The sequence below is a fragment of the Aquamicrobium lusatiense genome (genome assembly GCF_014201615.1).
Taxonomy (GTDB): Bacteria; Pseudomonadota; Alphaproteobacteria; order Rhizobiales; family Rhizobiaceae; genus Mesorhizobium; species Mesorhizobium lusatiense.
On record NZ_JACHEU010000005.1, the window covers coordinates 184940 to 191955 of the forward strand.

At 61.2% G+C, this 7016-nt stretch carries 5 protein-coding genes; all 5 read left to right on the plus strand.

The features are described 5' to 3' along the window. Positions 1-55: 55 nt before the first annotated feature. The 5 genes from HNR59_RS19060 to HNR59_RS19080 are packed head-to-tail and all read left to right on the plus strand — an operon-like array spanning position 56 to position 6746. Entirely contained in the window at positions 56-1144 is a 1089-nt protein-coding gene (locus HNR59_RS19060; RefSeq protein ID WP_183832627.1) for a hypothetical protein, read from the plus strand. Between the two features lie 31 nt (positions 1145-1175). Next, the gene (locus HNR59_RS19065) at positions 1176-2321 is read left to right on the plus strand and encodes a hypothetical protein (RefSeq protein ID WP_183832628.1); all 1146 of its coding nucleotides are present in this window, start codon (positions 1176-1178) and stop codon (positions 2319-2321) included. A 21-nt stretch (positions 2322-2342) separates the two neighbouring features. Continuing rightward, on the plus strand, positions 2343-4256 hold the full coding sequence (locus HNR59_RS19070; protein WP_183832629.1) for an AAA family ATPase: 1914 nt from the start codon (positions 2343-2345) through the stop codon (positions 4254-4256). Between the two features lie 36 nt (positions 4257-4292). Then, on the plus strand, positions 4293-5591 hold the full coding sequence (locus tag HNR59_RS19075; protein ID WP_183832630.1) for a DUF6638 family protein: 1299 nt from the start codon (positions 4293-4295) through the stop codon (positions 5589-5591). Between the two features lie 21 nt (positions 5592-5612). Continuing rightward, a complete protein-coding gene (locus HNR59_RS19080; RefSeq protein ID WP_183832631.1) occupies positions 5613-6746 on the plus strand; it encodes a DUF2333 family protein in 1134 nt (377 codons plus the stop codon). Positions 6747-7016 lie beyond the last annotated feature (270 nt).

Sequence of the window (7016 nt, forward strand, 5' to 3'; positions counted from 1 at the left end):
TGCCTATATTCGCCGCTCGCAGAACGCGAACCTGTCCTGAACCGTGGAGAACCCGATGGCGACGCTGCAGAATTTCGACGCCGAAATTGCGAAGACCAAGCAGGCCGTCGAGGACATGCGCTCGCGCATCGAGCAGTCCGGTTCCGTGCTGGAAACGTTGGCCAAGGCCGACAAGACCATCGGCGACGCCAATTTCGACATCGAGAACGCCCGCATTCAGGACGTTCTGAACCAGCAGAAGGTGATGGAAGCCAACATTGCCGATCTCATCATCGGGCTGGAGGACGCCACCAACGTCTTCGGCACCGAGTTCGAGAGCATGAAGAACTATTCGGCATGGGAAAAGTTCATCGGCATCTTCTCGCGCCAGCGCCAGCAGCGGCTGCGTTCCGAGCGCGTGCGCAACATGTCGCTCGCCGGCAATCTTCAGGAACTGCTGACCAAGTCCGACACCATCGTCGGCATCCTCAAGGCGCAGAAGGACGTGCTCGACCAGCGCTACAAGACCTCAGAGGCGAGCCTTTCCACGGTGATCGAGCGCCGCAAGGCGACCATCGAGAACCTCACCGCCACGCAAAAGCGCATCGAGGAACTGAACCCGCTGCTGCTCGACATCGAAAACCGCATCGCCGCGTCCACCAGCCAGAGCGAACGCACGGAGCTGGAAGGCGAGCGCTCGAAGCTGGCCACCGAATACAATGAGCGGCAGGCGAAGGAGCAGGAACTGCTGGCAGAGAGCCAGACGCTGGAACGCTATACGTCCATGTTCCAGACCTTCGTGGATTCGCTCAACAACCAGATCGCCGCGCAATCGACGCTCATCAACAAGCTGACCATCGATACCGAGCAGCGCATCGTGCTCTACAAGGCGCTGGAGGATTCGCTGAAGACCGCCGCCCAGCAGGACGTCGCCCACAAGATCAACACGCTGGGCTCGCGTGTCGACACCACGGCAGAAGAGACGATGGCCGGGATCGGTGCGGCCGCACAGAAGCACATCGGCGACCTGCTCGAACTGCACGAGAAGAACATGGTGGCGACAGCCGACATCCAGCGCCGCAAGAAGCTGGCCGACGACGCCTTCGCGCGCCGCTTCGACGACGTGCTGCGCAAGCACAATGCCGCGGACTATGTGAAGGCATAGGCCGGGGTGAAGGCATAGAACAGAGCCTTACATGAACGCCGAATCCGATGCCGCAGAGCGCTATTTCTCCTCCATTGCGGCGGCGCTGAACGGGCTGGAAGTGTTCCTGCGCGACGACCGCTCGCCGCTCTACCGCCACGACATCGTCGCTTCCATAGTTGCCGAATATATTTCGCGGCTGGAAAAATCCTTTTCCTGCTGGCGCAACCGGCTGGACTTTCAGGACAGCTTCCGCATCTCGCGCGCCGAAAGCGGATTTCCCGTCTTCCAGAACGTGCTGGAACTGGAAAACGACCGCCGCCAAGCCGAGGCGCGCCTCGCCACCATCCCACAGACGGATGAGCTGCGGCGGGAAATGGCCGATTTCATCCTGCGCAACAAGGAATTCCCCGCCGCGCTTCAGCGCTCCATGGCCGAGCGCCTCTATCTCGAAGGCGTCGGGGATGAAGAAACCTTCGGCCCCTTCTCGCTCGCCCAGACCGTCAAGGTTTCGGTCAACCCGAAATCGGGCCTGCCTTATTACCTCGTCCACTGGGCCAGCTTCGACGGCGCCGCCAACCTGCCGCTGGTCTATATGGCGACGGTGGAGGATTCGTCCGAAACCATCGTGCGCCAGCTCGTCGACAACGACCGCAAGCTGAACACCAAGGTGGAAATCCCCCTGCCGGTCGATGGCCTACTCAACCCTGAACTGGCGCACAGGTTCGACGACTTCACCGAGCGCAATTCGGCCTATTCGCTGTCGCCGATCACCATCGCCAGCAATCTTGACAAGGATTTCGAGACGCTGCACCCTAAGCAGTTGCGGCGCGTGGTGCTGGGGCCGTTCTATTCGGCCGGCATCACCGAGAACAACTCGGTCGTCAACGAGGTGCTGGAGCGGGTGCGCAAGCCGGAAAACGCCTGGCTGCTGACGTGGACCGTACAGGAAGTGTTTTCCAGTGGCGAGAAGCCCGGCCGTCGGGGGCTGTTCTCCAGTTCCAAGACGACGCAGGAATTCCACATCGACACCGACGATCTCGAAGCCACGCGGCAGGGCGTATCGGCTTACGAAAACCATGCGCTGGTTCCGCACGAGGCCTACCAGGCCCTCTATGCCGCCGGCGAGACACAGAAGATTTTCGCGGGCTACAAGGTCCATATCCTGTCCAACGGGCAGGTGATCAGCGATGTCTGAAATCAGCCAAGCGGAGGCTCCATGGACACCGGCCTGACCACCATCCCCGAGGCCTCGATCGAGAAGCACCGGGCCACGGCGCATAGCTTCATCACGCGCATCGTCGTGCTGGAGGACCCTTCCCGCGAGGCTGGCACGGCGCTGGCCGGCACCAACCGCCGCTTCGTCTCCACCGTTTCGACTGGCTCGGTACGCCGCACGCGCGAGGTGGAACTGGCAAAGACGGTGGGTGCGATCCATCCCGACGATCAATTGCTGTCCATTCCCCAGCACACCCTGCTCTACCGCGCCCGGCGCGGAATTGCTGTGGCGCTGGCCATTGCCGAAGTGTTTGCGCAGGGCACCGACCTCGAAGGTCTGCAAGCGCAGAATGCCCGCTCGCCCCTGCAGGGCGACGAGGCCGCGCGCTTCAGGAAGCTTCTGTCGTCGTCCGCCTATATCGCCGCTTTCGGCTTCGCCGCCTATCTCTACCAGCTGATCGACAGCGACGGCGAAGCACCGAACGACATCGCCGAGCCCGACTTCCTGTTCGACACGCCGCAGGATGCGGTAAAGTCGATCGTTTCCGGTCTCGACAGGGCGCTCACAGGCGCGAAGGACGATGCCGATTTGATGACCCGTGCCCGCTCTTTCGCGCGCGTCGCCATCGACGGCCTGCTGCAGCGCAAGACCCGGCTGGACGGTGCCCTTGGGCCTTTCGAGAACAGCCATATCCGCATCAACGCCGACGACTTCACACTCGACGGCTTCGACGTGGCGCCCGGCAAGCGCAGCAAGCCGCTGGTCATGAGCTTTAAAAAGCCGGAGGAAGTGGTCGGCAACCACATCGCCAAGTACCAGTCGGTCAAGCTCGCGAAGATGCTGATGGCCTATGACTTCGATCGCGAACTCAATCCGTTCGTCGAACTCGGCGGCTTCCTGTTCACCTTCATCGGTGACGGCGCGCCCGGCACAGGCAAGACGACCCTGATCCAGATGATCGCCGGCCTCGTCAACGATTATTGCCAGATCGCCGGCTACCCCTTCGTCTACGAGAATTTCGGCGTCGACCAGATCTCGTCCTATCAGGGCAAGTCGGGCCAGAACTGCCGCCAGTTCATCAACAACGTGCTCGACCCGCGCGCCATCGGCTTCGGCACCATCGACGACATCGATCAGGTGGCGGCAAAGCGCTCCGACGACCGCGCCTCGGCCGGTCAGCAGGAAATCACCGGCGTGCTGATGGATGCCTTTGCGGGAGCGGCGACGGTCGTGCGCGGCAATTGCGCCTTCGGCATGTTTTCCAACTACCCCGAGAATGTGGACGACGCGCTGCGCCAGCGGGCCGGCGCGCGCTGGCTGGTGGACGGGCCGCAGACGCGCGAGGACTACATTGACATCTTCGTGCTACTCGCTGGAAAGAATCATAAAATCCCGCTCGGCGATCACCGGCTTTACGCCGCGCAGGAAATCCAGCGCGCTGTTTCTGAAGCCTATGAGAGCCATGCCCGGCCACAGGAAGACGGGCTTGCGCGGGTCTATGAGCGCTACGTGAAGGAGAACGGCGAACCGAAGACGCTGGCCGACATCGGCGACTACCTGCACCGCATCAAGGAGGCGGAGCCCCGCTTCACCGGCCGCGCCATCAAGAACGTCACGGACGCCATCAAGATGCGCGCCATGGACATCGAACTGCCGGATGACTGGTTCGAAAAGCCCGAAACCTTCATGCACAAACCCTACGACGACAAGAAGGCCATGATCGAGGAACTGCGCGGGCCGTTCTCGATGGACATGGTGATGCAGGAGATCAACCGCTACGCCGATTCCGAATTCCGCTACGCCGACAAGTCCGACGATGCCGCGGTGGAGAAACTCCTGCGCGATGCCCGCCTGCGCGAACGCGCCGCCCGCGAAATGGAAGATCTGAAGAAACAGGGGCTGTGGAATGCGTGAGGGCCGTCCTTCACATCTTCGGAAGGCGGCTGCCTGATGCCCTCCCGGTTTCCCCTGCTGCGCGACAGCGCCCTTATTTACGGCCGCCTGCTCACGGTGGACGAACCGCATCTGATCGAGCGCTACAACAAGGCGCTCAAGGCGTTCGGCCTGTCGCCCACCGACCTGCAGGCCTTCGAGATCGACCGCACCGGCTTCTCGCCGCAGGTGGCGGAGGAATTGGGCGACCTGTCCTATCTCGATCCCAACGGCGTCAACCGGCGCTTCATCATTCTCACCCCGGCGCAGATCGACCTGCCGGTGGTTCACACTGCCTTTTCAAACACATCGCAACTGATGTTCGAGTTCATGACCCGCAACCAGCGGGCCATCAACGCGCTGACCATCAAGGATGTGATCTATGGCGAGATCGACGATTCGGTTTCGACCGTCGAGGACATCGAGGACCTGCTGTCGATCAGCCAGGTCGAATTCCGGGTGCTGTCGGCAGAGGACGTTCTCGGCAAGGCGGCTGAGCTCGGCACGCTTGTCGACCGCCTGAAGCAGGAACCAGACGCCTGGCGCGACGACGCCATGCTGGAACGGATGGTGGAACTGGCGCGCATCTGCGGCGACATCCGTGAGAACGCGCTGGTTCCCGATCAGGTCATCTTTCGCCACAATGCCTACTGGACCAGCCATTTCGGCGGCCTCTACGTGTTCATCGATCCCGATGTGACCACTGTCATCTGCGATCCGTCCGCACCCGGTTTCCGGCGCTCGCGCCCATGGCAGGTCAGCTATATCTCGATCTTCGACGCAGATCGCGTGTTTCGCTTTCTTGCCGAAACCGGACGCCTCGAACTGCCGCGCGCTTCATGGATAGAGGCGTCCGGCTATCTCGAACACCGCGCCGAAATGGTGGTGCGCAGCCTGATCCGCGATGCGGAACCGGAGCGAAACCTGTCCGAGGTCGACAAGGTCTGGCTTCAGACATGGATCCACAACAATGCTGCACGCATCAACAGCGACGGAAATTTTCCGTTCCTGAATGCCGCCAAGCGTGAAATCCGCCAGCTTGGCCAGCTGCGCATCGACGAGGTGCCGCCCCGGCAGCGCTTCCTTGTGGTTCGGGCCCGGCCAGACCATCCCGATGCGTGGCTGACGAACAGGCTGATTTCGGACTTCGTGCCGCAGGACTTCGTCTCGCGCTACGTCTTCAACAAGCAGGGCTTTTACACCGAGTATGAGACCTACAGCCAGAACTGGCGGGCTCATGTTGTGGATGTCCTGAAAACCGCATATCTGAAGGACAAGCGGGCATTTCGTGCCCGCCTCTACGGTCTGACTGACTGAACCGCAGCGGGGTAGAATGCCATGCTTGATCCGATCGTGAACTTCATCACCCGGATATTCCATTGGATCGGACGTGGCGTCGGCTTCGTGATCGGCATCATCCTGTGGCCGTTCATGTGGGTCGGGCGCTGGTATCTGCAACGCAGCCTGATCCTGAAGGCCGTGCTCGGCGGCATCGTCGCCGTCATCGTGGCCATGTATGGCTACTTCTTCTACGTCACCCAGTTCTGGACCAACTTCAATCCGGATTACCCGGCAGCTCTCGTTGATACCCGGGGCACGGCCGGTGCCGGCGACCCGGTCACGCCGGCCGCGATTTCAGCGACGGTCGGCGGCGAGCCGGCGCCCACCTGCAAACCATCTGCGATTGCCCTCACTTCGGCCGATCTGATCGACTTCAACGTCAACCAGAATGCCTGGATTTCGTCCATGGTGCTGTCCAAGGTCGGCCTGCTCGGCATCGAATGGCGCAACACACCCTTCTTCGACAACAAGGCAGCCTTCCAGCTTGGCATCAATCAGGTGATGCGCCGCACCACCACGGAGCTTGTCGACACTCTTGGCCGCGTGCGCGGCACTTCGCAGATCGACCAGAATCTGCAGAATGCCCGCACGAACCTCGCATGGAGCGAAACTGCCTGGTACATCGGCTGGCGTGGCCCGACCCGCCCGACCCCCAGCCTCTATCGCGAGGCCATCAAAAATCTGCGCGATTTCAACGACAGCCTTCAAAAATGCCAGTCGACCTTCGATGCCCGCGCCGACAATCTGATGCAGTTCCTCGACCGCATCGCCGGCGACATCGGCTCGACCTCGGACATTCTGCGCCAGCGCATCGAAGCATCGGATGCCGGCTGGTTTGATGTACGCGCCGATGACCGCTTCTGGTTCGCCTATGGCCAGCTTTATGCGTATTATGGCGTTCTGGTTGCAGCCCGCTCAGACTTTGCATCGGTCATTGCCGAGCGCAATCTGACCACGCTGTGGACCCGCATGGAGGGTCAGTTGCGCGCTTCGCTCGACGTTCAGCCATGGATCATCTCCAACGGCAACGAGTCCAGCGCCTTCTTCCCCTCGCATCTGGCGACGATGGGATTCAACCTGTTGCAGGTGCGTTCCAACATCGTGGAACTTCGCTCCATTCTGGATCGCTAGAGCATCGGACCGAAAAGTGGAATCCGGTTTTCGGTTATTCCGGTGATCCAGGACAGATGCGACAGGCGATCCCTGTCGCTTTCTCATCATCTTGCGCCTGTTTTGGAATGGCACCGGCCATTTCCCGCAGGTTTTATCGCTGTTCCGGACAGCCCATCTAAGAGGGAACGCATCCATGGCCGAAGTTAAAAGCGACATTGAGATTGCGCGTGGAGCGTCGAAGAAGGCGATCCAGGAGGTTGGTGCGAAGATCGGGATACCGTCTGGTGA